The organism is Pantoea sp. E956-1 (assembly GCF_982223955.1).
On record NZ_CEUYZP010000006.1, the window covers coordinates 13,335 to 37,126 of the forward strand.

Sequence of the window (23,792 nt, forward strand, 5' to 3'; positions counted from 1 at the left end):
CCGGCAGTCGCCGGGTTTTCACTGACCTTCATCCAGCCGGATTAAACGTCATACAGCGTCTGATGACGCGTCTCTTTACAGGCGAGCAATGCAATCAGCGTCAGTACGGCCATCGATGCCAGATAAAGCCCTACCGCCTGCAAACCATAATGCGCATTCAGCCAGGTCGCGATATAAGGCGCAACAGAGGCACCCAGAATCGATGAGAGGTTATAAGAGAACGATGCGCCGGTATAACGCACTTCCGTCGGAAACAGCTCCGGCAGCAGGGCGCCCATCGGACCAAAGGTCAGGCCCATAATGCTCAGACCCAGCAACAGAAACGCCATCACCAGCGCCTGCGATCCGGAACCAAGCATCGCCGGGAACAGGAACGAAAACGCGATAATCATCAGCGTAATGGTAATCATCGTTTTGCGGCGACCAAAACGGTCAGCCAGCAAACCGGCAATCGGCACCATCACTCCAAAGCCAATCACCGCCAGCATCAGCATCCACAGCATACTGTTACGCGGAATACCCAGACCGGCCGGTGCTGCCGTGGTGCCGTAGCTCATCGAATAGACGGTCATGATATAGAACAGCGTATAGGTCGCCAGCATGATAAAGGTGCCGAGAATGGTGGCGGTCAGATGTTTGCTCAGCAGCGCCGCAATGGGCACCCGAACCTGCTTCTTCTCTTTCTGAACTTTGGCAAACACCGGACTCTCATGCAGCGAAACGCGCACATACAGGCCAATCAGCACCAGCACGGCGGAGAGAATAAACGGCACGCGCCAGCCCCACTGCATAAACTGCTCGTCGGTCAACAGCCACGAAAGCAGCAGAAAAGTGCCGTTAGCGAAGAAAAAGCCAATCGGTGCACCCAACTGAGGGAAGGAGCCGTAAAGCGCACGTTTCTTCGCCGGGGCATTTTCCGTCGCCAGCAGCGCCGCGCCACCCCATTCACCACCCAGTCCCAGTCCCTGACCAAAACGCGCCAGCGCCAGCAGCAGCGGAGCCATCACGCCGATGGTTTCATAGCCGGGCAGCAGACCAATCACCACGGTAGAGATCCCCATGGTCAGCAGCGAGGCAACCAGCGTGGCTTTGCGACCCACGCGATCGCCAAAGTGACCAAACACGGCGGAGCCAATCGGACGCGCGATAAAGGCGATAGCAAAGGTGGCCAGCGACTGTAGCGTCGCGACCGTGGCATCACCCTGCGGGAAGAAAATGTGCGGGAAAACAATCACCGCAGCAGTGGCATAAATATAAAAGTCGAAGAACTCGATGGCCGTTCCGACCAGCGAGGCAATCACCACTTTACTGCGTGAGTTAACCGGCGTGGGATCCTGCTGTTTGTCGAGCGTGTCTGTGAGGGAGGCTTGCATAACTGTTTCTTATTTGTAAATACAGACAAAGAATCTTACGCATCTGCCAGAGCGCATTCAATGAAGAAAACCCTCGCCGCGTCTGGCTTCAGCGGGCAAAAAGAGGATAATTTTTGAGGTGCGACGAATGTCGGGTGATACCGGGGTAATCCGGACGATATCTGGCGGGATACTCTACGAAAGGGCTAAATAAAAGTGACCTCTCAGCTATTCATCCTGTTATCTGGTTAAAAAATAGCCGAGAGGTAATATTTTCCGCTGTTGTTAACGGATTACGATGATTTGTGTCGTGACGCGCTGCCCGCTTCAGGCATTTGTGGGTCGTCTTTATATTTGGCAGTGGCGATCCATGCCGCACAGAACAGCGTCAGACGGGCGAAGAAGTAGAAAAACGCCATCAGGCCGAGCACGGAACCAAAGGCCGCACCGGAAGGCGAGGTCGCCAGCTTCGGCAGCGTCAGCGTCATCACAAACTTGATCACCTCAAAACCGATTGCCGCCAGCAGAGTGCCGCGGAACAGCGCTTTCTTACGCGGCTTATGACGCGGCAGGATCCAGAAAATCCACAGGAACAGCAGATAGTTAGCCATAACGGAAATCGAGGTGGCGATAATGGTCAGGGCAGGTCGTAACCAGTCGATGCCATCCAGCCCCAGTGCGCTGACGATCATGGCCTGCGCCGAACCGGCTACCGAGGTCAGCGACAGCGTAATCACCAGCGCCAGCATCAGACCGGTCAGCGACAGGAAATCGCGGATATAACGCTTCCAGAACTTCTCTTTGTCATCCGGTTTGCGTTCCCACACGTCGCGCGACTGGGCACGAATCGCTTCGCGCAGGTTACCCATCCAGTTAAGACCGGAGTAGAGCGCCAGCAGTAAACCGGTAATACCCACGGTGGCACGCTGCTGAATGGCGGTATTTACCGTATTCTTCAGCGTGGTGGCCAGCGTCGGGTCGCTGATGCTGCTGACAATTTTGTTGATGATATCGGTCAGCAGATCCGGGTTCGATGCCAGCACAAAACCCACGGCGGCAAACGACACCATCAGAATGGGGATCAGCGATAAAAACGAGAAATAGGTAATGGCCGCGCCAAACTGGCTGCCGAGCCGATCATTAAAGCGGTCAAGGGCGCGAATAAAATGCGCCACTGCCGGGATCGCCTGAAACCAGGCGGCAAAACGCGACACGCGCACTATCGAATGATCAACCGTCTCGTTGCCGGTTTTAATATCGATAAGTGGTTTTTGCGGCTGCGTATCCTGCGGGTTTTCCTGCTTGTCTGTCATAGACCTTCACTGTCCTGTTTATCATTAAAATCAAAGTATAGCCGCTCAGGTGACGTACTCCTGTAACACCTGACTCAGCCACTCCATAAAAACCCGCACGCGACGCGCCACATTGCGCCGGTGCGGATAGAGCAGGTGGATCGGCATCGGTCTGGCGGGAAAGCGATGCAGCACTTCTACCAGCTCGCCTCTTTCCAGTAATGTCTGAATCCCGGCGGCAGGCACCTGAATAATGCCTAACCCCGCCAGACAGGCGGCGCGATAGGTTTCGGTGCTGTTCACGGTGACCACACCGCCGGTGTGAACATAGTGACACTGCCTGCCATCAAAATATTCAAAACCCGGTGAGGCCTGACCCAGTTGCTGGCTGTAATGCACCATCGCATGCTGCGACAGCTCTTCCAGCCGGATCGGCATGCCGAAACGCGAAAGGTAGCCAGGGCTGGCGCAGTTGATCAAGGTATGGGTACCAATTTTTCGCGCAATCAGGCCAGAATCTTTGAGCTCGCCGACGCGGATTACGCAGTCAAACCCTTCCCGAATCACATCCACCTGACGGTCGCTGCTGCTCAGTTCAATCTCTACGCCGGGGTAGTGCTGCAAAAATTCCGGCAGCCGTGGCAGGATAAAACTGGTGGCCATTGCCACAGACATATCAATCCGGAGTTTACCGCTGAGTGAGGCAGGCTCGTGCTGGAACAGGCTGTCCATATCGTCAATCATCGACAATAAATCAAGACAGCGATCGTAATAGACCAACCCGTCCTGGGTTAGTTGCACCCGGCGTGTGGTGCGATGCAGTAAACGTGTTGCCATTTGATTCTCCAGCGCCTGTATCTGCCGTGAAACGCTGCCTTTGGGAACACCTAAACTCTCTGCCGCGCGGGTAAAACTGCCCATTTCGGCCACCCGCACAAACACCTGCATTGCGTGAATTTTGTCCATGTTGTTCACCGATTGTTGTTTTTATTGAAACAGTGATGCGCATTTAACACTGTTTATAGATCAATAATTCGCGAATATCCTTAACCTGTGTTCAATTTTTCAACAGGTGAGAGAGATGAATCAGAAAGTGGCGTTAATTACCGGTGCAAACCGCGGTTTAGGCCGAAATGGCGCGTTAAAACTGGCGGCCAGGGGGACAGACATTATCCTGACTTACCGCAGCCATGCCGATGAGGCGCAGACGGTGGTGAAGGAGATCGAGGCGCTGGGACGACGTGCAGTGGCGCTGGCGCTGGACGTCGGCGAAACCGGTCAGTTCGATCGCTTTGTCGGCCAGGTGAAAGAGGCACTGCAACAGCAGTGGCAGCGTGATCGCTTTGACTATTTAGTGAACAACGCCGGACACGGACACTACAAGCCCTTTACCGACACCACCGAGGCGGAATTTGATGCGCTGGTTAATGTGCATTTCAAAGGGCCTTACTTCCTGACCCAGAAGCTGCTGCCGCTGATCAACGACGGTGGCCGCATCCTGAATATCTCCAGCGGTCTGACCCGGCTGATCTATCCTGGCTCCTCGACCTATGCGTCGATGAAAGGGGCGATGGAAGTACTGACGCGCTACCAGGCGAAGGAGCTGGGAGAACGACGCATTCGCGTCAATATCCTGGCACCTGGCGCGATAGAGACCGACTTTGGCGGTGGCCGGGTACGCGATACCGCCGAGATTAACAATCAGATTGCCGGGCTGACGGCGCTGGGCCGGGTCGGACTGCCGGATGACATCGGCGACGCCATCAGCGCGATCCTCAGTGACGAAACCGGCTGGATCACCGCTCAGCGTATTGAAGCCTCAGGCGGGCAGGGAATTTAACCGCTGGCGGCATCGCGCAAAACACCCCGCGACGCCGCCGCCTTTTACAGCGTAATGGTGCCATCGATGACGGTAACGGTATTACCGCCAATCCAGATGGTCTCACCATTAAAGGTTACGTTCACCCGACCGGCACGTTGCAGGGCCGTACCCTGACGCACGCGATAGGAAGTCGTTTGTCCCGCCATGGCAAAATAACGCGCCAGACAGGCGTTGGCGCTGCCGGTCACCGGATCTTCGGTCAGGCTGCCATTTTCCACCAGCAGGCCACGCACTTCATACTGTTCATGCTCGCCCGAGGGCAAACGGCCAAAGGGCATCACGCCCGAGACACCGGCATGTTTAATCAGACGCTGCAAATCGCTGACATTGGGCTGCAGCGCCAGCACGGCCTCGGCGCTGACCATCGGCACCAGCAGCCAGCGGATACCCATATCCACCACGGTCGGGCTTTGCGTGAGATCGAACGCATCGCTGTTTAAGGCGTTACCCATCAGCGCATCCTGCCATGGCATCAGGGTGGCAGCAGGTGCGGCAAAGGCCAGTTCGCCTGTCTCATTAATCTTCACCGTCACATTACCGACGCCGCACTCCTGCACGATTTCGCCCGGCGTACGGGTTGGCCAGCCCGCCTCCAGCAGCGCGTGTGCGGTGCCCAGCGTCGGATGACCGGCAAACGGCAGTTCACCTTCAACGGTAAAAATACGCACCCGGTAGTCCGCCTCTTCATGTTGTGGCGGCAGCACAAAGGTGGTTTCCGACAGGTTAGTCCAGCGGGCAATCGCCGCCAGCTGGCTGTCGCTTAACCCCTGCGCATCCATAATCACCGCCAGCGGATTGCCATTAAAGGCTGCTGAGGTAAACACATCGACTTGCTTAAACGCGACCTTCATGATGACTCCTTGCGATTGGGTTCAGTGCGGCCTTTTCTCTGCCGGATGATTGCTTATAACAGCTAACAGCGTTATCAATAAGTTAAAGATTTTACCGGAGACTGTGAATGCTAACGATCCTGGGACGCGCCTCCTCAATCAACGTGCGCAAAGTATTATGGCTGTGTGACGAGCTTGACCTTGATTACCAGCGCGAAGAGTGGGGCGACGGATTCCGCTCAACGCACCTGCCCGAATTCATGGCACTCAATCCCAATGCGATGGTGCCGGTACTTAAAGATGATGACTTTGTGATGTGGGAATCCAACGCCATCCTGCGCTATCTGGCGAACGCCTATGGCGGCGAGTGGCTCTATCCTCATCATCCGCAAACGCGCGCACCTGTCGATCAGTGGATGGACTGGCAGTCCACTGAACTCAACACCTCATGGCGCTACGCATTTATGTCGCTGGTGCGAAATTCACCGGCTCATCAGGATCCACGTCTGCTGGCCGCGGCCAGCAAAGGCTGGGCACACACCATGAGCATTCTCAATCAGCAGCTGGAAAAAACCGGTCGCTACGTTGCCGGACGTAATTTCACGCTGGCAGACATTCCGATTGGCCTGGCGGTGAACCGCTGGTTTGAAACGCCGCTCGAACATCCTGATTATCCGGCGGTACGCACCTATTACGAACGCCTGACTGAACGCCGCGGCTATACCGTCTGGGGCCGCAACGGCACACCCTGAGACTCGGCGCACGCGACTCCCGCCAGTTCACAGGCGATTTCGCCCGCGCGTCTGATCGCCCAGCTGTAGCGCGCATCAAACGGATAGCAGCAGGAGAGGCGCAGTGCATGGTTGTAGCGCTCGCTCAGCGAATAGAGCGCGCCGGGCGTGACGCAAATCTGCTCCTGCAACAGCCGATCAAACATCTCGGTGGTATTTACGCCGCCCGGTAACTCGACCCAGAAGACGAAGCCACCGCGCGGCAGCGTCGCGCGGGTACCCTCCGGAAAGTAGCGGGCGATCAGTCCCCGCGCCTCATCCAGATTGGCCGCGTAGCGACGGCGCAGTGTGCGCAGATGGTGGTCATAACCGCCGGAAGCAAGAAACTCCGCCAGCGTTTCAGAGAGCAGGGCAGATTCTGCCATCGACGACACCGCCTTCAGTCGGGCAATCGCATCATGAAAACGGCCAGCGGCGGTCCAGCCAATACGGAAATCGGGCGCCACAGTTTTGGTGAAGCTGGTGCAGTAGATCACCCAGCCGTCGCGATCAAAGGCTTTTACCGCGGGCGAGAGCGGCCAGTCGAACTGCAACTCGTCATACAGCCCATCTTCTATCAGCGGAACGTGGTAAGTATTCACTAACTTCGCCAGTCGCTTCTTGTTCTCCAGCGACATGCCGCAGCCCAGCGGGTTTTGCGCGCTCGGCATCGCAATCAGCGCCTTAATTCGCTGCTCCTGAAGCAGCATCTCCAGCGCATCCAGCGACAGCCCATGCTGCGGATCGGTGGGGATTTCCAGCGCCTTAAGGCCCAGTGAAGCCAGCAGCGGGAAGAGGAAAAAGTAGGTTGGCGATTCCAGCCCCACGCAGTCGCCGGGCTGCGTAACCGCCCGCAGCGCCAGCTGAAGCGCTTCCATACAGCCGTGGGTCAGGGTGATCTCATCGGCGGTGAGCGTCTGTCCGGCGTGCAGCGCCCGTCGCGCAATCTCCTCCCGTAAGCGCTCACTACCGGGCGGAAGCGCATAGCGCCCAATCATGTTCGGATGACGGCGCAGCAGTGAGGCGGTAATCCGGGCAATACGCGCCGCAGGAAACAGCTCACTATCCTGGGGGCAGGCCAGGGAAATATTGATGTAGTCGGGATGGTTCTGCGCCGCAAACACCTTATCGATCAGGTCGAGCTTGCCGCTGCTGGGGTCGCGTACCCGGGTTTTATGCTGACCATGACGGGTCACGGCGGGCAACACGCCGCGCACGTAATAGCCCGACTGGGGACGCGCCTCAATCAACCCGCGATCTTCCAGCAACTGCCAGGCATTGAGCACCGTATTGACACTGACCTGATGTGACTGGGCGACGCGGCGGATCGCCGGCAGACGTTTGCCGGGTTTCAGCGTGCCCTGATGGATAGCCTCAGCGAAGCTGTCTGCCAGCTGCTGATAGAGCGGCTGATCGGAAGTGGGAGCAAGGGACACAGTAGCCTCCGGATTGGATGGGTACAATTGCTATTAACGGGAACTGTAACCATAACAATAGTGATTTTGTGTCACTGTTACCATCCCTTTTCCCGCCGTAGCATAGCACTCTGTCTGTTTTCAGGAGAATCACCATGCTCGATCCCTCTTTCTTCAGTTACGTTACCGTCATGTCGATTACGCCAGGCCCGAACAATCTGCTGCTGGCGACCTCAGGCGTCAATTTCGGCATGCGCCGCACGCTGCCGATGGTGTTTGGCATACTGGTCGGTTGTGCGCTGCAAACGGTGATCGCCGGCGTCGCACTGGAGGTCTTACTGCACTGGATGGCGGCGATTCGTCTGCCGCTGACGCTGGCAGGCTGTGCCTATCTGTTGTGGCTGTCGTGGAAGATTTTCCGTGCAGCAGCACCTGAAGTGCGCAGCAAGCCGCAGCCCATGACGCTGCTGGGCGGTGCCTGTTTCCAGGCGATCAATCCCAAAGCCTGGCTGATGGCGACCAATGTGGCGCTGTTGTACAGCGCCAGCAGCGGCGTGCTGACGGTCATGATCGGCTTTATGCTGCTGAACCTGCCCTGCATTCTGATCTGGGCTGCGCTGGGCGATCGCCTGCGCAGCCATCTGCAGATTGCCTGGAAGCGTCAGTTATTTAACAGCCTGATGGCGCTGTCGCTGGTGGCGACCACCATCTGGATGCTGACCGACGCTTTGCTGGCCGCTTAGTCGGGTGCACCTGGTGCTGTGGCCGACGGCCATTTCCAGTTCTGCACCTCCGGCACATCTTCACCGTGTTCACGCACATAGCGATGATGTTCAGCGATGCGCTCCTGCAGATCGTCCAGCAGCTCAGGATGCGCATCGGCCAGGCCAGGCACGCGAAGAATCGCCTCCTGCGCCAGATGATAGCGGTCAAGCTCGTTCAGCACCGTCATATCAAATGGCGTGGTGGTGGTTCCCTCTTCATTGAAGCCGCGCACATGGAAGTTGCGGTGGTTGGTACGCGAATAGGTCAGGCGATGCACCAGCGTCGGATAGCCGTGGAAGGCGAAAATCACCGGTTTATCCTGGGTAAACAGCGCGTCGAATTCCGCATCAGATTTGCCATGTGGGTGCTGATCCTGCGGCTGCAGCGCCAGCAGATCGACCACGTTCACCACGCGGATACGCAGTTCGGGCAGCATATCGCGCAGCAGATCCACCGCCGCCATCGTCTCCATGGTCGGCACATCACCGGCACAGGCCATCACCACATCCGGCTCCTCATGCTCTGGGGTGGTGCCCGCCCAGAGCCACTCGCCCATGCCCGCTTCACAATGGGTTACCGCACTGGCCATATCCAGCCACTGCGGCGCAGGCTGCTTGCCCGCCACAATCACATTGATGCGGTCCCAGGTGCGCAGGCAGTGATCGCCAACCCACAGCAGCGTATTGGCATCGGGCGGCAGATAGATGCGCACAATGTCCGCTTTTTTATTGGCAACGTGATCGATAAAGCCCGGATCCTGATGACTGTAGCCGTTGTGATCCTGTCGCCAGACATGTGAAGAGAGCAGGTAGTTCAGCGATGAGATCGGCTTACGCCAGCCCAGTTTACGCGAGACTTTCAGCCACTTGGCGTGCTGGTTAAACATTGAATCGACGATGTGGATAAAAGCTTCATAACAGTTAAACAGCCCGTGGCGGCCGGTCAGCAGATAGCCTTCAAGCCAGCCCTGACACTGATGCTCACTGAGAATTTCCATCACCCGGCCATCACGCGCCAGCTGCTCATCGTAAGGCTCTGTTCGTTCCAGCCAGGTACGGCTGGTCACGTCGAAGACCGGCGTCAGGCGGTTAGAGGCGGTTTCATCCGGGCCAAACAGGCGGAAATTATCGCGGTTGCGCTGGAACAGCACGCTGAGATAACGGCCCAGATGCTCAGTGGCCTGCGCCGTCTGTGCGCCTGGCTCGCTGACATCACAGGCAAACTCCGCGAGTTCAGGCGCATCCAGTTCACGGCGCAACAGGCCGCCATTGGCATAAGGCGAAGACCCCATGCGTTTATTGCCTTCCGGTGCCAGCGCCTGCAGTTCCGGTTTTAAGCGACCCTGTTCATCAAACAGGTCGTCTGGCTGGTAACTCCGCATCCACGTCTCAAGGATCTGACGATGACCTTCATCTTCACGACAGGCCGCGACCGGCACCTGATGCGCCCGCCAGAAATCCTCCACTTTCTTGCCGTCGACCGTTTTGGGGCCGGTCCAGCCTTTGGGGCTGCGCAGGATAATCATTGGCCAGCGCGGCACCCCGGTGGTGGCTTTGCCCTGACGCGCCTCGCGCTGATAAGCAGCGATTTTACTGAAAGCACTATCCAGCGCCTCCGCCATCAGCGGATGCATTTTTTCAGGCTCATGCCCGCAAACGAACAGCGGCTCGTAGCCGTAGCCACTAAACAACTGGTGCAAATCTTCATCGCTGCTGCGACCCAGCAACGTCGGATTGGCGATTTTGTAGCCATTGAGGTGCAGAATCGGCAGGACCGCGCCGTCACGTTCAGGATTCAGGAATTTAATGCCGTGCCAGCTGGAGGCCAGCGGGCCGGTCTCCGCTTCGCCGTCGCCAATTACGCAGGGTACAACCAGTTCGGGATGATCGAAGGCCGCGCCAAACGCATGGGAGAGCGAATAGCCCAGTTCTCCGCCTTCATTAATCGAGCCAGGCGTTTCCGGTGCCGCGTGGCTGGGAATGCCCCCCGGAAAGGAGAACTGTTTGAACAGACGCTGCATGCCTGCCGCATCCTGAGTGATATGCGGATAAACTTCGCTGTAGCTACCCTCAAGCCAGGTATTCGCCACCATGCCGGGGCCGCCATGTCCGGGTCCGCAGATGTAGATCATATCCAGGTTTTGCTTCCGGATAACGCGGTTGAGGTGGGCATAGATAAAATTCAGGCCTGGCGTAGTACCCCAGTGACCCAGCAGACGCGGTTTAATGTGTTCCGGCCTGAGTGGCTCACGCAACAGCGGATTATCCATCAGGTAAATTTGTCCGACGGAGAGGTAGTTTGCTGCCCGCCAGTAGCGGTCGAGCAGCGTGAATTCCGGTGAAGCAGGGGAGTAAGACATGCAGTTTCCTCCTGATCGTGCAGCTAAAAGATGTCTTAACCCTAATAGAGAATGCCAGGATCGACCAGGTAACCGGCCAATAAAAAAGGCCCCGCAGTGCGGAGCCTTTTTATCAATGGCGCTGAATTATTTGCCGACGACGAACGCGGTTTCCCGTCCTTCATCGTTTGCTGCCATCGGGGTAACCGGCGAATAGTCGAGCTGCAGAATCCGGCTGGTTTCGGCTAACACTTTCTCTGTCAGCGCCACGTCGCCGTTCAGCTTACGTCCCCAGGATGGGATCACCGCACGGATTTTGTTCTGCCATTCCGGCGAAGCCATCTGCTCAGGACAGACCTTGTGCAGCAGCTCCAGCATGATCGGTGCTGCCGTAGAGGCGCCAGGCGATGCACCCAGCAGTGCTGAAATCGAGCCATCCTGTGAGGCGACCACTTCGGTGCCCAGGCGTAACACGGCGCCCTCTTTCTCATCTTTCTTGATGATCTGCACACGCTGACCGGCCGTCACTAAGCGCCAGTCCTCCTGCTTCGCCTGCGGCACATAGGCGCGCAGGGCGTCCATCCGGTCGCGATCGCTTTGCAGCACCTGATCCATCAGGTATTTCACCAGATCAAAACTTTTCAGTCCCACTTTCACCATCGGCAGCATATTGCTGCTGTTCAGTGAGGTGAACATATCCATCAGCGAACCCTGCTTCAGGAACTTAGTCGAGAAGGTGGCGAACGGGCCAAACAGCAGCACCTGCTTGCCATCCAGCACGCGGGTATCGACGTGCGGCACGGACATCGGCGGCGCACCAACGCTGGCTTTGCCATAGACCTTGGCCATGTGCTGCGCGACGACCTGCGGATTTTCCGTGACCAGGAATGAACCGCCCACCGGGAAACCAGCGTAACCGTTGGCTTCCGGGATGCCAGCCTTCTGCAACAGCGGTAACGCTGCGCCGCCAGCACCGATAAATATTCTACCCGCCGTCAGTGTGCGACGCGTGCCGCTGTTCAGACACTGCAATGTCACCTGCCAGCGACCATCGGCGAGCTGCTTCAGCTCACGCACTTCCTGACGCAGACGCAGCTGGAAATTCGCTTTCTTCTCTAACGAGGCGATCAGCTGACGGGTGATTTCACCGAAGTTCACGTCGGTGCCCATCTCCGTCCAGGTCGCGGCCACTTTCTGGCTGCGGTCACGGCCATTCATCACCAGCGGGATCCAGCGGGCAATCTGCTGCGGATCTTCGGAGTAGGCCATGCCACGGAACAGGGTGCTTTTCTGCAGCGCCTTAAAGCGCTTGCGCAGGAAGTCGACATTGTCGTCACCCCAGACAAAGCTCATGTGCGGCGTGCTGTGAATAAAGCTTTTAGGGTTGCGCAGGTTGCCTTTCTGGACCTGATAAGCCCAGAACTGGCGGGAAATCTGGAACGATTCGTTGATCGTTACCGCTTTAGTGATGTCGATGCTGCCATCCGCCTGCTGAGGCGTATAGTTCAGCTCCGCCAGCGCCGCATGACCGGTGCCCGCATTATTCCAGCCGTTGGACGACTCTTCGGCCACGCTATCCAGCCGCTCCACCATTTCGATGGACCAGTCCGGCTCTAAATCCTGCAGCCATGCACCGAGGGTAGCGCTCATCACACCTGCGCCAATCAGCAGCACGTCAACGTCTTTGCGCTCCTGCGCGGTAGTAGTGGTGTCCTTTGCCATGGCACTCATCGCGAGCGCAAGGTTTACAGCTGAATTGCACATGAGGCGACATCTCCTCTTCTGTTGACCTGAAGCCCAACAGTTTCGCAGGCGAAATAGTCACGCTTCTGACGAGCGCGTTGCGCTATTTCTCAAAGGTTAAGTCTCAGGTATAGGGTTAAAGCGGTGATAACGCGTTAACTGCACGTTATGCTTTGTCATCCGAATATAACATTCTCGCATCTGAATTAAACATTTGTTTATTTTTTAAATGCAGAAATGATTCAGCATAAGAATTAATCATCAGGACCAGCGGCGTATTAGGGATTTTTTATTGTGAAGTCAGTGAGTTAATCAAAATAGCATGTTGCTGAAAAGCCCCATGCTGGTGCAACGCCGCAAGGGATGCGATCAATACGGAATTATTTAATACGCTGAAATTTAGCGATTTATTATGCAGTAAGGAATAACGGGAATCGGGGGAAGAGCGCCTGAAAGGCTGCTTGTGTAAAAATAATGTTACATTTTTGTGAGTCTGAAAATGCGTGAACACCGGCGCACGCATCGGATTCACTTATGACTGACTGGCGCTGGCGGGCAACTTTTTCAGACTTATCGCCATGCGGTTATAGGTGTTCATCAGACCAATCGCGATGTTCAGATCGACAATCTCTTTTTCACTGAAGTGCGCTTTCAGGGCGGTATAGCGGTCGTCTGGCGCACCCTGCTGAGCAATCAGGGTCAGGCATTCAGCCCAGTGCAGGGCAACCTTCTCTTTATCACTGAACAGCGTACCGGATTCCTGCCAGACTGAGGTCAGTACGATCTTATCCCAGCTCATGCCCGCTTTATTCAGCGCTTTGGTATGTAAATCAATGCAGTAGGCACAGCCATTAATCTGCGATATGCGCATGAACAGCAGTTCCAGTAAAGTGAGCGGCAGATCGGTTTGTGCCAGATAGCTGTATACGCCGCCCAGCGCTTTCATGCCCGCCGGTGCTGCACTGTGAAAATCGATACGTTCGCTCATCTTATTGCCTCATTCAGGGTTGATAAGGTGATTTTCGGCCTTTCAATGGAGCAGATAAAGTGCCAAAAAATGAGAGTCTGACTGGCCCATCGCCGCTTTCCACGTTGACACTGCAGCGCGGCGCGTCACGTGGCCTCAGTGAACAACTGCGCCAATTGATTGAACAGGCGATTAGTGAAGGACGTTTACAACCTGGGGCGCGTCTGCCTTCCTGCCGCGATCTGGCGGCTCAGCTCGGCGTGGCGCGCGGCACCGTTCGCACAAGTTATGACATGCTGGTTGATGGTCAGTTTCTGCAGGCCAGAGGCGCGGCGGGTACCTTCGTCAGCCCATTACCGCTGTTAAAGCCGGTCAGTGACGATGCTGAAGACCAGCGGCTGGAGGGCGCTGAGGAGTATGAAGCGCCACCGCTAACCTTCCAGATGGGCATTCCTGCGAGCGATGCATTCCCGGCCAAAGTCTGGCTGCGCATTCTGCAGCGTCAGACGCGCCTGCAGGTCAGCAGACCGGCCAGCTATCCCGATCCCCGCGGCAGCTTAGCGTTGCGGCAGGCGCTGGTGGCCTACCTGGCGGTGGCACGCGGCCTGCGCTGTCAGGCGGACCAGATTATTATTACCAGCGGCTATGCTGGCGCAATGGGACTGATTGGGCTGGCGATGAATTTTCAGGGTAAAATAGCATGGCTGGAAGATCCCGGATTCTGGGTGGCGCGTCGCGCGGTTGAAGTGCTGCGCGTCACGCCGGTTGATGCCGAAGGGTTGCAGGTTGAGGCCGGGATTGCCCGCGCGCCGGATGCCGCTTTTGCGCTGGTCACGCCGGGACAGCAGGCGCCGCTTGGTATGACGATGAGCCTGGCTCGCCGCCATGCCCTGCTTAACTGGGCCAGCCGCACGCAGCGCTGGATTATCGAAGATGACTATCTCGGCGAGCTTCAGCCCGGCAATCGCGCCGCGCCGGCACTGGCCGCGCTCGATAGCCAGGGGCGGGTGTTGCACATCGGCACGTTCAGCAAGACGCTGACGCCGCAACTGCGGCTCGGTTTTATGGTGGTGCCACCCGCGCTGACGGCCCGGTTCGGTGAGGTCTGCGCGTTGCTTTCGCCTGCCTCCTCCGGATTGCTGCACAACGCGGTGGCGGAATTTCTGCGGGATGGCCACTTTATGCGGCATCTGCGGCGCATGAAGCGCGTCTATCATGAGCGGCTGGAGCAGATGTTCGCGGTGCTGCATCCTCACTTTCATGACCTGCAACGCGCCGGGCTGGGGGTGATTGTCCGTTTACCCGCCGGTTCACCGGATCAGGTGATTGCGCAGCAGGCAGTGGAGTGGGGCATGGCACCGTCGCCACTGTCGATCTGGTATCAGCAGACGGATCAGGGCGGTGCGGGCCTGCTGCTGGGGGCGGCACATCTGCCACGTGAAGGTTATGCGCGCAGTGCCGAACGGCTAAAGGCGCTGGTCGATGCGTATCCTGCTGTCAGCCCCTGAACCAGCGACGCCAGATAAAACGGATAACAAAAAACTCCAGTGCGCCCAGCAGCAAAAACCAGACGCAAAACACCACCGTGTAGAGCTGATTCAGGTCCTGCAAATGGAACATCTGCAACAGATGCTGCGCCACCGTCACGCTAAAGGCGGGCGCGGGCAGCAGCAGCGCCGAGAGAAAGCCCAGCAGCAAAATGCCACCAGGCACGATCAACGTTTCAAAAGGGTTATTCATAACCGGTATCCCATATTTATCAGCCCGGCATTTTCCGGTAAACGGCGACACGGTTCAATGGTGGCGCGCAGCTTCGCGCGCATCCGGCATGCTGCATGGCCAGAGAAATGGTCAGAAAACGCTTTGCCACCATCGACTTAGCGCGATTCATAGCGGGTGATAAGAGTTATAGCCTTTGCTATACTTAAATCCCTGATTTTACTGTCTTTTTATCTTTGAGTTTGCATGGTAGACTGCGCCCACTTTTTCATAACTGAACACTTTGTGTGGTGAATTCAGCGTGAATTGCCGCTTTTTCGCCCCAGGTGAATAAATCATGACCTTTATTGCCACTTTAATTCTTGCGCTAGGCATGTCGATGGACGCGTTTGCTGCTGCTCTGGGCAAAGGTGCCACATTGTATCGTCCCGGTTTTAAAGAAGCGCTGCGTACCGGTCTGATTTTCGGCTCAATTGAAGCGCTGACGCCGCTGATTGGCTGGGCGCTTGGCCTGGCCGCCAGCCGTTATATCATGGCGTGGGATCACTGGGTTGCCTTCATTCTGCTGGCGTTTCTGGGCGGCCGTATGATGATGGAAGGCTTCCGTCAGACTGCCGTCGCAGAACCCTGTGAAGCCCCGCAAAGCCATGGCTTTATGGTTCTGGCGACTACCGCAGTAGCAACCAGCCTCGATGCGCTGGCTGTCGGTGTGGGCCTGGCTTTCCTGCAGGTGAATATCATAACGACCGCGTTGACTATTGGTGCAGCCACTACGGTGATGGCGACAACTGGCGTATTAGTCGGGCGCTTTATTGGTCCGATCCTGGGCAAATGGGCGGAAGTGCTGGGTGGAGTAGTGCTGATAGCCGTCGGCTCCACCATTCTGTTGCAGCATCTCGGCTACACAGCGTAGGGCGCTTGCACATAAAACCGCCATTTTTGTGATCTGGTTCAAATTTATTTGCTGTTAAAACGCACAGGAGCTATACTTTTTCGGTATATGTTCAACTAAATTTGAATCAGGTGTTCCATGAAACGTATTTTTAAACACGTGTTCCGCGCTTACGTTGAGACGTTCAAACACGTACCGCCGGGTGCCATGTACTAAGCACCCCGCAAGAAACCCTCGATAATCGCGGTCAGGGATCGACCTGTGATTATCACCTTTTCTGCTTCTGCTGATTTAAACCCGCGCTTTCGCACTTCTGGTGCATCCTGTTTGTTGCTACCCCTCTCCTTCTGATTGCCGTTATGCGCCACTTTGAGCCAGAAACGGACGTTGCTGCAGTGATCTAATCTGCCCGGGAGATTTCCGGATGCCAGACAAAATGGCGGCATACCTTAAACAGGAAACACGCACTTTTCATGGGGCACGGGAGTGCCTGTGCCGAAGCTAAGATTCACGTTTAACACTGATGATTCTTCCTGAATACTTCAGTAAACCATTCGATAAAGACCCGGACCTTAGGCGGAAGATAGCGTCTGTCAGGGTAGAGTATTGAAACCGGTTTCGTCACTGTCGCATAACCCGATAATACTTCCTTCAGCTGGCCTGTTTCGAGGCAGGGCTTTAATGCCGTATATAATGCGTGAAGCATGCCGAGGCCCGCCACGCCACAGGAAAGAAGTACGTCAGAATTGTTAACTCGTACGCTGCTTCCCGGATGCCGTGAAACAATTTCGCCGTTCATAACGAATTTCCATTCCTGAATGTCCCGACTGTGTTCATTAAAAAAATAAATGGCTTTATGGTCTTTAAGGTCATCAGGCGTTAAAGGAGTGCCATATTTATCCAGATAAGAGGGTGCTGCACAGGTGACCATCTGCAGGCTGCCCATTCTGCGCGAAATAAAATTCGAATCAGCAAGCTCACCGAGACGAATAACACAGTCGACACCCTCTGTAATTAAATTGGTCAGGCGATCTGAAGCGGTTAAGACTATTTCAATTTCAGGATATAAAGCCTGAAACTCGCTTAATTGTGGGATCAGGATACTGTGTGCCAGCGCCAGTGGAACATCAATGCGCAGCTGGCCACGAGGTCGCTGATTTGAAGAGTAAGAAGCCATTATATCGCTGGCATCACTCAGCAGCGTTTTAGCCCGCTGATAAATTTCTTCCCCTTCAACGGTCACACTCAGACTGCGCGTGGTGCGGTGCAATAGCTTAACGCCAAGCTTGTCTTCCAGCTGTTGTACGGACTTACTGACCGCAGGGCGATGCAGCTGCAAGGCGTCAGCGGCCCGGGTGAAACTACGGAATTCAACGACGTGAACAAAAATATCCATCAATTCCAGCATGTTCGAGCGCATCATTTAACTCCGCAAAAAATATTCCTGCCGAAATAGTGTATTGCGGATTATATCTCATTCCGATTGTTTCTCCTGCAGTAACACTGAAGTCCTTTTACGTGGCTTTTTACGCCCGCCTGCTTTTTTTATCATCACCCTATTCGATGCATACACATGGGAAATGACAAAATGAAAGCATGGTTACTGAAAGATTTTGGCCTTGAAAACTTAAAGCTTGAAGAGGTGGAAACGCCTGTACCCGGTCCGGGTGAACTTCTGGTTAAAGTTGGCGCGGTGTCTCTGAACTTCAGGGATAAGGCAATAGTAGAGGGCTTCTATGAGCCTCATCTGGTTCCAAAGCCACTGATTCCTGTCTCGGATGCCACGGGCACCGTTGTTGCCACGGGACAGGGTGTATCCCGTTTTAGCACGGGTGATCGCGTTAACTCGCATCTCTATTCACGCTGGTTAGAGGGTGAACCTGCAGCCGATGAGCCAGCATGGTGTATTGGAATGCCGTTACCCGGCGGGCTGGCTGAGTACATGATCATTCATGAGGACAGCGCAGTTAAAGCGCCTGACAGCATGACAGATGAAGAAGCCTCTACACTTCCCATCGCTGCACTTACGGCATGGTACTCGCTAATGGATATCGGCAATCTGCAACCCGGTCAGACCGTGCTCGTACAGGGAACCGGTGGTGTATCGGTCTTCGCTGCTCAGATAGCGCATGCCTATGGTGCACGTGTCATTGCCACCTCCAGTAACGATGCAAACCTTGAGCGCATTAAATCACTGGGAGCCGATGAAGGGATTAACTATAAAAAATACCCTGAGTGGGAAAGAAAAGTGCTTGAAATGACTGATGGTAAAGGCGCTGACGTAACGATAGATGTCGCCGGGGGCAATGGCATCAATCAGTCAATTGCTGCGACAAAAGTTGCCGGTACGATTGCTCAGGTAGGATTTCTGACCGGCCAGACAGCACAACTTGATTTGATGCCGTTAATTTTCCGTCAGACAAAGATCCGGGGTATTGCGGTTGCACCACGCTCCTCGTTTGATCGGATGAATCCGTTCCTCAATAAACATAATATTAAACCCGTCATTGAACAGGTTTACAGTTTTAATGAGGCGGTTGAAGCCTTCCGGCACCTCTCCCGTGGTGCATTTGGCAAAATCGTCATCCGAATTAGTGACTGATAACGACATTTTATTCCTCAATTCTGGCAGTTTTTACTGACTGCCAGATACTTTTTAATCCCACTCTCACCGCGTTAAACCCCTTCTCAAAGCGTGCTTATATTCCTTCTGCACATCGTCAAAAGGGCCGCTTTTCGTATCACCACGACCGGCAGCGGTGAGTTACTTTTGCGGGTGGATAAGCCGAAAAGTACAGACAATTTTTGCCCGGCATAAACGCTCCTGTCTTAAAGCGCATCGGCCACAAATTCAATAAATGCCCGGACTTTTGAATTCAGTGCCGAACGTTCGGTGACACAGGCATAGATATGCATTGGCAGGGACTCAATGGTGCTCTCGCCACTGTGACCTGACCAGGACAAAGACCTTAACAGACCGCTGTCTATCAGTGGCTGAGCTACAAAGCTTGCCAGACGGGCAATGCCGCCGCCGTTTACGGCTATTCTGGCGATGATATCAATATCATCGCTGATAAAACTGGGGTTGAGTTTTGCATTAACAGGCTGTCCGTTGACCATAAACGTCCATGGCAGAAACCGTCTGTCGGTGGGATAGCGGAAAACCAGACAGGCGTGCTGGCTAAGTTCTCCAGGCGTCTGAGGCGTGCCAGCGCGATCAAGGTAAGCCGGAGCCGCACAGAATATAAAGGGTAGCGATGCAATTTTTCTGGCGATCAGTTGATCATTCAGCTGTGCTTCGATGCGGATACTGACATCGACGCCTTCCAGGCGATGATCGACGTTGCGATCGGTACTGATCAGTTCAATATCTATATCGGGGAAAGACGCTTTGAAAGCGGGCATAAGAGGAGCCAGAACGTACCGACCAAACGCGGCTGTCGTAGCGATACAAAGTGGCCCCTGCGGTTTGGTTTCATTCGCAGCAGCCTGCGAGGCGAGTTCGATATCATGTGGGATGTGACGGACTTTCTCGAAATAGCGTTTACCGTTTTCCGTTAAGGTCATGCTGCGGGTGGTGCGCGATAGCAGTCGCACGCCCAGATGCGCTTCAAGACGGGAAAGACTCTGGCTGACTGCTGCCGGACTCATACCTTTAGCGCGTGCCGCCGCTGCAATACTGCCGTTTTCCACCACGCGGATAAAAGTGCTAATCAGCCCTAAAATGTCCATCGTATCCTCAATCGTCAATTCGTCACATTTACTTAATAATGATTAAAGCATAACCGCTCTACACCCCCCTGCATAAGCTTGTTAAGTTAGCCGCAGTTTCGTCTTCTTTTGTTAAACAGGATATTCAGATGACTGATGCTGCAACCAAAAAAACCTTACGAACCCGCCTGCCGGTTCGCATGGCACCTTACATATTCGCGCTTTATATGGCGATCATCATGGCGTTCCTGATGAGTCTGGTCATCACGTTAGCCGAATTCGGAATGGGGCCTCATTACATGACAAATGTGATGAATGCTTACCAGGTCGCCATGCCAGCAGCTTTCTTTTGTATACTGGTTGTTCGCCCTGTTGTTATCCGGCTCGTAGGATTGACCGTTCATACTCACTGAGACAGTCAGCATGCCCTTTACGGGCGCCCGGGTATGGTTTTAGCCCGCTTCTCGCTCATCGCGGCAGGTTGCTGCTACGCCAGAATGGTGGCGGGTGGCAAACCTCCAGCATTTCAGATGCAGGGTGAGGGCGGACAGGTTGTCCGGATACTAATCTGTATCAGGATGAAAGATACCGAAGAGCCGGGCGTACGACATGCATCAGGTTGAGCTCATCGATGAGGAGGGCGAGGAAATCCCTTCATTGACCGTGAGGAGAGTTTCACGCGATGTGACATTACTGGCTCTGTTTAATGTTAAGCATCAACGGTAAATCGGCACCCTTGTTATGACGGGATGAGCCTGCTCCACTTCGCACACAGCGGAGGGGAAGCACTTTCTGAGCAGTCAAAATAAAACAGCCATTCAGCCATCTGAGCGTTTAAATGGTTAAAATAAATAAACATATACATTGCTAAATTATTATCGCTATGTCTTAATGCGTCATCGGTTTGGAACACAGACCTTATGAAAGCAGTTTTAGTAAAGTAGTCCTCAGTTCAAGTGTTATCCACAGATATCCTTCTTCGAGAGCCTCCTCCTAAGTGCCCAATAAGTAAATCTCTAACTACAGGCCATCTTCGCCGCTCTTAGTGGCTAATCGATTAAGGAAATTTCTATGTCTGACAAAATGACTGGTTTAGTAAAATGGTTTAATTCAGATAAAGGTTTTGGCTTTATCACTCCCGATGACGGCAGCAAAGATGTATTCGTGCATTTCTCTGCTATCCAGGGTGATAACTACAAAACGCTTGATGAAGGACAGAAAGTCTCCTTCACCATTGAAAATGGCGCCAAAGGCCCTGCAGCTGGCAACGTCACAGCGCAGTAAGCCGCGCTCATTATCAGCGACGCCTACAATAGCGATGAAGACATAAGTCTGAGCAGATAAGCTCTGCTGATAATAAAATAAACCCGCCCAGTGCGGGTTTTTTATTGCCTGAAATTCGTATTATCTCTGCTCCGTTAACCTGCTCCGTGTTTATTCGTCCACCCCGAAGTTAATCCTCTCTTCATAAGCCCTGCCCGTGATGAAATGTGACGTTAAGCCATCGGGCAAAAGCCATAACGCGCCTTTTGAAATCAGCGATATTCCCCTGAGGCGTATTACTGATTGCCAGCAAATCATCCATTTCTTTTGCTAACGCTGGATATCGGGCATTGAATGTAAAGCGATACTCCTCGGGTGTTTCAGTCATTGCCTTCCCGCTTACAGCAGACACATCCCCCCCAGAATTCATCACCCGCAATGCCAGCGTCTTCTTAGGCAAAACCCCATACTTTTTCACACCATCACGCGGATAACCCGCCTGCTGCCTGATCCCGACCTACACTGAATTATTCTCCCCAAACCAGGAGCAGCGGATGATCCAGAAGCATCGACGAAAACAGGCAGCGATTGTGGCAGGTGTTGGATTGGGTGTGGCGGCCACGTTATGGGGCATGAAACGCTGGCGGCAGCTTAAAGAGACGCCGCCAGTGTCGCCGCACAGTCATCACGCCGGTCTGGCCGGTTATTATCAGCAGATTGGTGACTGGCGCATGTTTACCCGCGTTACGCCCAATGAGGATCAGGGATTGCCGGTGGTGTTGATCCACGGTCTGGTGATGTCTGGCCGGGCGATGGAGCCACTGGCGCTGGCGCTGGGGCGCGACTATCACGTGCTGGTGCCGGATCTGCCCGGTTTTGGCGCCAGCACACTGCCACCTTCTGCGCCGATCATGTCGGTGGATCAGCTGGCGGATGCGCTGTGGCTGTGGTTACAGCATAACGGTTTCCAGCGCGCTATCTGGGTCGGCAATTCGTTTGGCTGCCAGATTCTGGCCGCGCTGGCGGTGAAACATCCACAGGCGGTGGCGGGACTGGTGCTGCAGGGGCCAACGGTCGATCGTCATGCCCGCAGCCTGCCGCGTCAGCTCTGGCGCGACTGGCGTAATGGCCGGCTGGAATCACGTCGTCCGCCGGGGCCACTGGCCCGAATCGATTACGCCAAAGCGGGCCTGCGGCGCGCCTTCGGTACCATGCGCGCCATGATGCGCGACCGCATTGAGCATCGCCTGACTTACATCAACGCACCCACGTTGCTGCTGCGCGGCTCACGCGATCCCGTCTGTCCGGCCCGCTGGCTGGATGAACTCGCCGCCCTGATGCCGCGCAGTGAACGACTGACATTACGCGATGGGACGCACACGCTGCACTACGTCTATCCGTGGAGTTTCTGTCACGCCATCCGCCCGTTCCTGGCGCGTATCCAGCAGGAGGATCAACATGAGTAAACCACCAAAAGGGATTGCCCGCTTTGACTCTGCCGCGGCGATGCTGCTGGCGCTGGCCAATGCGCTGCACGATCGCCCCTTTGCCAGCCCCAGCCAGTCGCCGACGCTGGATCGCCTGTTGCCATCGCTTAACCGGCTACCGACCGGGCTGCGTGAATGGGGCTATGCGCTGGGCGGCATGGCAGAAGGCATCAGCCTGCGCCAGGCGGGTGAACTGGATGTGGAAGGGATCGCCGAATGGATGGTGAGTGAATACCCGCAACAGGATTATCCGGCGGCCTTCATCGGTTCATCGAACGGTGCACTGATTCACCTGGCGGCGGCGATGGGTGTGCCCTGGTTGCCCCAGACTTTTCTTTGCCCGGTGCGGGCGGCGAATAACGATCCCGATGACGCCCAGACCAGCTTTGAGCAGGGCAAAGAAATTGCTGCCGCGCTGCTGGCTGCCTGGCCACGGCTGGCGGTGCACCATATGCAGGATCCGAATCAGGATCGGCTGATGCTCGATCAGATGCGCTATTTCCGGCTGAAACTGCGCGAACTGCCGCTGGCCTTCAACGAATTTCTGATGGGAAGTCTGCCCGCCGGATCAACGCTGTTTATCAATCACTGTACCCGACAGTGGCCGGTAACCCGCACCAGCGATCGCTCGTTTTTCCAGTTTGGTGCGCTCGGCGGCGCAACCGAAAAAGAGTACTTACAGGGCGGCCCGCGGGTGGCGGAATATCTGGCGCGCTATGGCGTGGATCGTGAGCGCTGGACGCCGCCCGACATTACGGATCACGTACCGGAAGCGGAATGGGGACTGGATGGTTATCTGATTTCGCCGCTGAAAAAACTGGCGGAGGCTCAGGGGCTGAAGCTGATGGAGATTCGCTATGAAGATCCAGAGGCGATGAGCTATGTGGTGGCCGAGATCTACCGCGACTGGTATCTGGCGGCGGGAATTTTGCCGACCCGGCTGACGGTGGACAGCTTCCTGCTGATGGACCCGTGGTGCAGCATGCATCAGCACGCCATCCCGTTCTGGCTGGTGTTTTGCACCGAGCCTTCGGCCGCGGCACTGCAACGCTTCCTGGAAAAACAGCCGCCGTTCCGTAACATCGACATGATGCTCTTTTCACACGGCACCGACAGTATCGGGCTGGCGGAGATTGATCGCTGGCGGGCGCTGCTCTCCCATGCGCGTGATGAAGGCGCATTGATTGGCGTGGATGAAGAGCGGTTCCCGCGTGATTTCGCGACGTTTGCCCGCTTCGACTCGGCGCTGCGTGAACGGGCACCGCTGTTACCAACGCCACCGGCGCTGAGCGCGGAGAAGGTGATGACGGGTATTCAGCGTTATGGTGCGAAACATGGGGTCACCCTGACGGCGCTGACGTAGCCG

Annotated in this window: 23 protein-coding genes; 11 read left to right on the plus strand and 12 right to left on the minus strand. The window is 55.4% G+C overall.

All coding sequences use genetic code 11. From position 1 onward, the window contains the following. Positions 1–41 precede the first annotated feature (41 nt). The 3 genes from AC0T7J_RS15395 to AC0T7J_RS15405 all read right to left on the minus strand — a co-directional run bounded on the left by AC0T7J_RS15395 (position 42) and on the right by AC0T7J_RS15405 (position 3,610). Complete coding sequence (locus tag AC0T7J_RS15395; RefSeq protein WP_083070528.1) at positions 42–1,373, minus strand: MFS transporter; 1,332 nt, start codon at positions 1,371–1,373, stop codon at positions 42–44. A gap of 272 nt (positions 1,374–1,645) precedes the next feature. After that, positions 1,646–2,665 carry an inner membrane protein YhjD gene (gene yhjD, locus AC0T7J_RS15400; RefSeq protein ID WP_473795246.1) on the minus strand — a complete coding sequence of 340 codons (1,020 nt, stop codon included), beginning with the start codon at positions 2,663–2,665 and terminating at the stop codon, positions 1,646–1,648. 45 nt (positions 2,666–2,710) lie between these two features. Further along, complete coding sequence (locus AC0T7J_RS15405; protein ID WP_010253546.1) at positions 2,711–3,610, minus strand: LysR family transcriptional regulator; 900 nt, start codon at positions 3,608–3,610, stop codon at positions 2,711–2,713. Between the two features lie 115 nt (positions 3,611–3,725). Here AC0T7J_RS15405 and AC0T7J_RS15410 point away from each other — a divergent pair, with 115 nt between their 5' ends. Continuing rightward, positions 3,726–4,484 carry an SDR family NAD(P)-dependent oxidoreductase gene (locus AC0T7J_RS15410; protein ID WP_473795247.1) on the plus strand — a complete coding sequence of 253 codons (759 nt, stop codon included), beginning with the start codon at positions 3,726–3,728 and terminating at the stop codon, positions 4,482–4,484. 44 nt (positions 4,485–4,528) lie between these two features. Here the strand turns inward: AC0T7J_RS15410 and AC0T7J_RS15415 are convergent, their stop codons facing one another. After that, entirely contained in the window at positions 4,529–5,377 is an 849-nt protein-coding gene (locus tag AC0T7J_RS15415; RefSeq protein WP_473795248.1) for a PhzF family phenazine biosynthesis protein, read from the minus strand. A gap of 107 nt (positions 5,378–5,484) precedes the next feature. Between AC0T7J_RS15415 and AC0T7J_RS15420 the strand changes: the two genes are divergently transcribed. Next, positions 5,485–6,108, plus strand: a complete 624-nt coding sequence (locus AC0T7J_RS15420; RefSeq protein WP_064704078.1) for a glutathione S-transferase family protein — start codon at positions 5,485–5,487, stop codon at positions 6,106–6,108. On the opposite strand, the gene AC0T7J_RS15425 is transcribed toward AC0T7J_RS15420, so the two are convergent. Beyond that, positions 6,075–7,562, minus strand: a complete 1,488-nt coding sequence (locus tag AC0T7J_RS15425; protein ID WP_473795249.1) for an aminotransferase-like domain-containing protein — start codon at positions 7,560–7,562, stop codon at positions 6,075–6,077. The two genes, AC0T7J_RS15420 and AC0T7J_RS15425, sit on opposite strands and share 34 nt — an antisense overlap. A gap of 134 nt (positions 7,563–7,696) precedes the next feature. On the opposite strand from AC0T7J_RS15425, the gene AC0T7J_RS15430 reads away from it, so the two are divergent. Then, on the plus strand, positions 7,697–8,284 hold the full coding sequence (locus tag AC0T7J_RS15430) for a LysE family translocator (protein WP_031593770.1): 588 nt from the start codon (positions 7,697–7,699) through the stop codon (positions 8,282–8,284). On the opposite strand, the gene AC0T7J_RS15435 is transcribed toward AC0T7J_RS15430, so the two are convergent. The 3 genes from AC0T7J_RS15435 to AC0T7J_RS15445 all read right to left on the minus strand — a co-directional run bounded on the left by AC0T7J_RS15435 (position 8,281) and on the right by AC0T7J_RS15445 (position 13,375). After that, complete coding sequence (locus AC0T7J_RS15435; RefSeq protein WP_473795250.1) at positions 8,281–10,665, minus strand: phosphoketolase family protein; 2,385 nt, start codon at positions 10,663–10,665, stop codon at positions 8,281–8,283. The two genes, AC0T7J_RS15430 and AC0T7J_RS15435, sit on opposite strands and share 4 nt — an antisense overlap. Positions 10,666–10,791: 126 nt before the next feature. After that, a complete protein-coding gene (mqo, locus tag AC0T7J_RS15440) occupies positions 10,792–12,408 on the minus strand; it encodes a malate dehydrogenase (quinone) (protein WP_031593772.1) in 1,617 nt (538 codons plus the stop codon). Between the two features lie 511 nt (positions 12,409–12,919). Continuing rightward, positions 12,920–13,375: a carboxymuconolactone decarboxylase family protein gene (locus tag AC0T7J_RS15445; protein WP_473795251.1), complete on the minus strand. Its 456-nt coding sequence runs from the start codon at positions 13,373–13,375 to the stop codon at positions 12,920–12,922. Positions 13,376–13,434: 59 nt separating this feature from the next. On the opposite strand from AC0T7J_RS15445, the gene pdxR reads away from it, so the two are divergent. Then, complete coding sequence (gene pdxR / locus AC0T7J_RS15450) at positions 13,435–14,862, plus strand: MocR-like pyridoxine biosynthesis transcription factor PdxR (protein WP_473795252.1); 1,428 nt, start codon at positions 13,435–13,437, stop codon at positions 14,860–14,862. Here pdxR and AC0T7J_RS15455 read toward each other — a convergent pair. Next, positions 14,852–15,094 carry a DUF1158 domain-containing protein gene (locus tag AC0T7J_RS15455; protein ID WP_033773119.1) on the minus strand — a complete coding sequence of 81 codons (243 nt, stop codon included), beginning with the start codon at positions 15,092–15,094 and terminating at the stop codon, positions 14,852–14,854. The genes pdxR and AC0T7J_RS15455 overlap by 11 nt on opposite strands. Positions 15,095–15,410: 316 nt before the next feature. Here AC0T7J_RS15455 and mntP point away from each other — a divergent pair, with 316 nt between their 5' ends. Beyond that, positions 15,411–15,986 carry a manganese efflux pump MntP gene (gene mntP / locus AC0T7J_RS15460; protein WP_473795253.1) on the plus strand — a complete coding sequence of 192 codons (576 nt, stop codon included), beginning with the start codon at positions 15,411–15,413 and terminating at the stop codon, positions 15,984–15,986. 117 nt (positions 15,987–16,103) lie between these two features. Beyond that, positions 16,104–16,181, plus strand: a complete 78-nt coding sequence (gene azuC / locus AC0T7J_RS15465; protein WP_111534772.1) for a stress response protein AzuC — start codon at positions 16,104–16,106, stop codon at positions 16,179–16,181. 298 nt (positions 16,182–16,479) lie between these two features. Here the strand turns inward: azuC and AC0T7J_RS15470 are convergent, their stop codons facing one another. After that, positions 16,480–17,385, minus strand: coding sequence for a LysR family transcriptional regulator (locus AC0T7J_RS15470; protein WP_064704175.1), 906 nt, complete (start codon positions 17,383–17,385; stop codon positions 16,480–16,482). A gap of 168 nt (positions 17,386–17,553) precedes the next feature. Between AC0T7J_RS15470 and AC0T7J_RS15475 the strand changes: the two genes are divergently transcribed. Next, positions 17,554–18,567 carry a zinc-dependent alcohol dehydrogenase family protein gene (locus tag AC0T7J_RS15475; RefSeq protein ID WP_022623962.1) on the plus strand — a complete coding sequence of 338 codons (1,014 nt, stop codon included), beginning with the start codon at positions 17,554–17,556 and terminating at the stop codon, positions 18,565–18,567. A 227-nt stretch (positions 18,568–18,794) separates the two neighbouring features. Here the strand turns inward: AC0T7J_RS15475 and AC0T7J_RS15480 are convergent, their stop codons facing one another. Further along, a complete protein-coding gene (locus tag AC0T7J_RS15480; protein WP_473795254.1) occupies positions 18,795–19,697 on the minus strand; it encodes a LysR family transcriptional regulator in 903 nt (300 codons plus the stop codon). Between the two features lie 128 nt (positions 19,698–19,825). Between AC0T7J_RS15480 and AC0T7J_RS15485 the strand changes: the two genes are divergently transcribed. Then, positions 19,826–20,089 carry a DUF2798 domain-containing protein gene (locus AC0T7J_RS15485; RefSeq protein WP_473795255.1) on the plus strand — a complete coding sequence of 88 codons (264 nt, stop codon included), beginning with the start codon at positions 19,826–19,828 and terminating at the stop codon, positions 20,087–20,089. A 658-nt stretch (positions 20,090–20,747) separates the two neighbouring features. Further along, positions 20,748–20,960 (plus strand): transcription antiterminator/RNA stability regulator CspE, encoded by a 213-nt coding sequence (gene cspE, locus AC0T7J_RS15490; RefSeq protein WP_161734054.1) that lies wholly within the window; start codon positions 20,748–20,750, stop codon positions 20,958–20,960. 181 nt (positions 20,961–21,141) lie between these two features. On the opposite strand, the gene AC0T7J_RS15495 is transcribed toward cspE, so the two are convergent. Further along, positions 21,142–21,327 (minus strand): hypothetical protein, encoded by a 186-nt coding sequence (locus AC0T7J_RS15495; RefSeq protein ID WP_050680569.1) that lies wholly within the window; start codon positions 21,325–21,327, stop codon positions 21,142–21,144. Positions 21,328–21,493: 166 nt separating this feature from the next. Between AC0T7J_RS15495 and AC0T7J_RS15500 the strand changes: the two genes are divergently transcribed. Both AC0T7J_RS15500 and AC0T7J_RS15505 read left to right on the plus strand, forming a co-directional pair. Then, the gene (locus AC0T7J_RS15500) at positions 21,494–22,405 is read left to right on the plus strand and encodes an alpha/beta fold hydrolase (protein ID WP_137241483.1); all 912 of its coding nucleotides are present in this window, start codon (positions 21,494–21,496) and stop codon (positions 22,403–22,405) included. Continuing rightward, entirely contained in the window at positions 22,398–23,789 is a 1,392-nt protein-coding gene (locus tag AC0T7J_RS15505; RefSeq protein ID WP_473795256.1) for a hypothetical protein, read from the plus strand. Before AC0T7J_RS15500 ends, AC0T7J_RS15505 begins: the two co-directional genes overlap by 8 nt. Positions 23,790–23,792 lie beyond the last annotated feature (3 nt).